General features: G+C 64.9%; 5 protein-coding genes. 3 read left to right on the top strand and 2 right to left on the bottom strand.

Annotation, left to right across the window (positions count from 1 at the left end; all coding sequences use genetic code 11):
* The 3 genes from ACE039_RS02985 to purF form a co-directional block, all read left to right on the top strand.
* On the top strand, positions 1 to 514 hold a 514-nt coding region (locus tag ACE039_RS02985; RefSeq protein WP_485821641.1), incomplete at its 5' end, for an SPOR domain-containing protein.
* Entirely contained in the window at positions 514 to 1002 is a 489-nt protein-coding gene (locus ACE039_RS02980; RefSeq protein ID WP_088588337.1) for a CvpA family protein, read from the top strand. The genes ACE039_RS02985 and ACE039_RS02980, both read left to right, overlap by 1 nt.
* Positions 1003 to 1032: 30 nt before the next feature.
* On the top strand, positions 1033 to 2553 hold the full coding sequence (gene purF / locus ACE039_RS02975) for an amidophosphoribosyltransferase (protein WP_416025174.1): 1521 nt from the start codon (positions 1033 to 1035) through the stop codon (positions 2551 to 2553).
* A gap of 78 nt (positions 2554 to 2631) precedes the next feature.
* Here purF and ACE039_RS02970 read toward each other — a convergent pair whose 3' ends face one another.
* Together ACE039_RS02970 and ACE039_RS02965 are read right to left on the bottom strand one after the other, a co-directional pair.
* Positions 2632 to 3144: a M48 metallopeptidase family protein gene (locus ACE039_RS02970; RefSeq protein ID WP_448708445.1), complete on the bottom strand. Its 513-nt coding sequence runs from the start codon at positions 3142 to 3144 to the stop codon at positions 2632 to 2634.
* Positions 3145 to 3168: 24 nt separating this feature from the next.
* On the bottom strand, positions 3169 to 3457 hold a 289-nt coding region (locus ACE039_RS02965; protein ID WP_485821640.1), incomplete at its 5' end, for a disulfide bond formation protein B.

The raw sequence follows: 3457 nt of genomic DNA, 5'->3' as shown, positions 1-3457 counted from the left end.
GCCCCCCGCCGATCCCGCCGCCGTCCCTACGCCGCCGCCGGTCACTTCCGTGCCGCCCGTGGCCGTCGCGCCGACGACTACGCCCGCCACGCCCGTGACGCCGCCGCCGGCCACGCCGCCCAAGCCTGACGTCAAGCCGAAACCGGAACCGAAGCCCGAGCCCAAGCCGGCCACGTCCAAGCCCGACGCGCGCTCCGATGACGGTGCGCGTGCCCTGGCCCTGCTGGAAGGCCGTTCGGCGCCGGCCGCCGCCGCGCCCGCCCCGAAACCCGCCGCCAAGGGCAATTTCGTGCTGCAGATCGCCGCCTACACGACGTCGGAAGACGCTCAGTCGCGCCGCGGCAAGCTGCATCAGGCCGGTGTCACGAACGCATTTGTGGAACAAGCCTCCATCGGGGGCAAACAGCAGTACCGTCTGCGCGTGGGGCCATTCCCTTCGCGCGAGGCGGCGCAGGCGGCCCAGGCGCGTTTGCGCACCTTGGGCTATGACAATGGTTTCATTGCCGCGCAATAGTGACCGGCTTCGACTTCGTCGTGCTGGCCATCCTGGCGGTCTCGGGTGTGCTGGGCCTGGTGCGCGGCTTGCTCAAAGAGGTGCTGTCGCTGGTCGCCTATCTGCTGGCCTTCGTGGCCGCGATATGGTGGGGCCCCACTGTCTACACGTGGCTGGAGCCCTATATTGAAACGACGCTGCTGCGCATGGGAGTCTCATACGCCGTGGTGTTCATCCTCGTGCTGCTCGGTGTGGGTTTGGTCAACATGACGCTAGCCGCCTTGATCCGCAGTACCGGACTCAGCCCAGCCGACCACGGCCTGGGCGGAATGTTCGGGCTGGCCCGTGGTCTGGTGATCGTCCTGGCGCTGGTCGCCGCTGCGGGCTACACGCCGCTACCCCAAGAGCCGTGGTGGAAGGACGCCATGTTTTCGCATTCGGCCATCGAGGCCATCAAACATATCAAAACGTGGCTGCCGCCGTCTTTGGCGACATGGCTGCCGTATTGATTAGCTTCAAATCAACCAGGAAATCTCACCATGTGTGGAATCGTAGGGGTCATCGGGCGCGGGCCGGTCAACCAGCTGCTCTATGACAGCTTGCTGTTGTTGCAGCATCGCGGGCAGGACGCCGCGGGCATCGCCACGTCGCAAGGCAACCAATTCAATATGTACAAGGCTCACGGCCTGGTGCGCGACGTCTTCCGTACGCGCAACATGCGTTCGTTGCCGGGTACGTCTGGCGTCGGCCAGGTCCGCTATCCTACCGCGGGCTCCAGCGCCAGCGAGGAAGAGGCCCAGCCGTTCTACGTCAACGCCCCGTTCGGCATCATGTTTGCCCACAACGGCAACCTGACCAACTGGCGCGAACTGCGCGAATCGCTGTACCGCGTCGACCGCCGCCACATCAACACGAATTCCGATTCGGAAGTGCTGCTGAACGTGCTGGCGCACGAGCTGCAATCGTCGGCCAATGGCGTGTCGCTGGATGACGACGCCATCTTCCGCGCGGTGTCCGCCGTGCACAAGCGCGTGCGTGGCGCCTATGCCGTCGTGGCGCAGATTTCCGGTTACGGCCTGCTGGCTTTCCGCGACCCCAACGGCATTCGGCCGCTGTGCATCGGCCGCATGGAAACCGACGAAGGCGTCGAATGGATGGTGGCCTCGGAATCCGTGGCGCTGGAAGGCAGCGGCTTTGTGTTCGTGCGCGATGTCGAGCCCGGCGAAGCCGTGTTCGTCGACCTGGACGGCCGTTTCGTCAGCCGCCAGTGCGCCGACAATCCGCAGCTGGTGCCGTGCATTTTCGAATACGTGTACTTCGCGCGTCCGGATTCGCTGATCGACGGCGTGTCGGTCTACGACGCCCGCCTGCGCATGGGTGAATACCTGGCCGACAAGGTCGCGCGCAACATGCGCCTGGGCGACATCGACGTCGTCATGCCGATTCCGGATTCCTCGCGTCCCGCCGCCATGCAGCTGGCCGCCCGCCTGAACCTGGACTACCGCGAAGGGCTCATCAAGAACCGCTACGTGGGCCGCACCTTCATCATGCCGGGCCAGGCCGTGCGCCGTAAGTCCGTGCGCCAGAAGCTCAATGCCATTGGCATGGAATTCAAGGGCAAGAACGTGCTGCTGGTCGATGACTCCATCGTGCGTGGCACCACCAGCCGCGAAATCGTCGACATGGCGCGCGCCGCCGGCGCCAACAAGGTGTACTTCGCCTCGGCCGCGCCTCCGGTCCGTTTTCCGAACGTGTACGGCATCGACATGCCGACGCAGTCCGAGCTGATCGCCACCGGCCGCACCGACGAGGAAATCGCCCGCGCCATCGGCGCCGACTCGCTGATCTACCAGGACCTCGCCGACATGCAGCAATCGGTGCGCGATCTGAACCCCAAGATGTCGCGTTTCGAAGCGTCGTGCTTCGACGGTGAATACGTCACCGGCGACATCACCGCCGAATACCTGGCCCGCCTGGGTCAGTCACGCGCGGAACCGGGCCAGGACGAAGGGGCAAGCGGCTTGCAGTTCAACATGGGCTACGCCGCGAACGACGCCTGACCCGCTGTTGTTCCCCTCAATGAAAATGCCGTCCCTCGGGACGGCATTTTTTTGGGCCTCGATGGCTGGGGCAGCGCGTCAGCCCTTGGCGTCCCACAGCGTTTCCCGCGTGGCTTCCAGATGCGTCAGATACAGGCGCAGGTCGAATTCGTACTGGTGATAGTGCGGCTCCATGCGCAGGCACAGATTGTAGAAAGCCTTGTTATGGTCCTTCTCTTTCAGGTGCGCCAGTTCATGCACCGTGATCATCTTGAGAAACTCGGCGGGCACGGACTTGAACAGCGTCGCCACGCGGATCTCGTGCTTGGCGCGCAATTTTCCACCCTGCACGCGCGAGATGTACGTGTGCTGACCCAGCGCATGCTGGATGACGTGGATCTTGCTGTCGTAGGCCACCTTGTTGATCAGGTCGCCGTTGCGCAGATAGGTGTTCTTCAGGTCCGTCACGTACTCGTACAGCGCGCGGTCGGTCCGCACCGCGTGCGGGCCGTCGGGGTAGCGCGCCAGCAGCGCGGGTCCCAGTTTGCCCTGGTCAAGCAGCGTCTGGGCCTGCAGCAGCAGGGTTTCCGGGTAGCCGGTCAGGTATTTCAAGGTCGTCCTGCGCGGGCTTGCCGTTTACTGCGCGCCGCCGCGTCGGAAGACGACGGGCAGCGCCATGAAGAACAGAACCACGAACAGCGCCAGGCTCCACAGGGCGTACTCGATGCCCAGCACCGGCACCTTGGCGTCCATGCAGGTGGCGAAGATGCCGAACAGCCAGGGGATGGCGCTTTCCAGGCCGATGCCGGTCATGAAGCGGTCGGCAAAGGTCTGGTCGCAGGACAGCATGTTGGCGGCGACGCTGTATTGGTACCAGGCCGCGGCCACGCCGCCCAACGACAGCAGGGCGGCTAGGGCCGCGGGG

The sequence above is a fragment of the Achromobacter maghribensis genome (assembly GCF_057334215.1).
The sequence above is the reverse complement of the archived record's forward strand: the minus strand, read 5'-3'. Positions and strand labels throughout refer to the sequence as shown.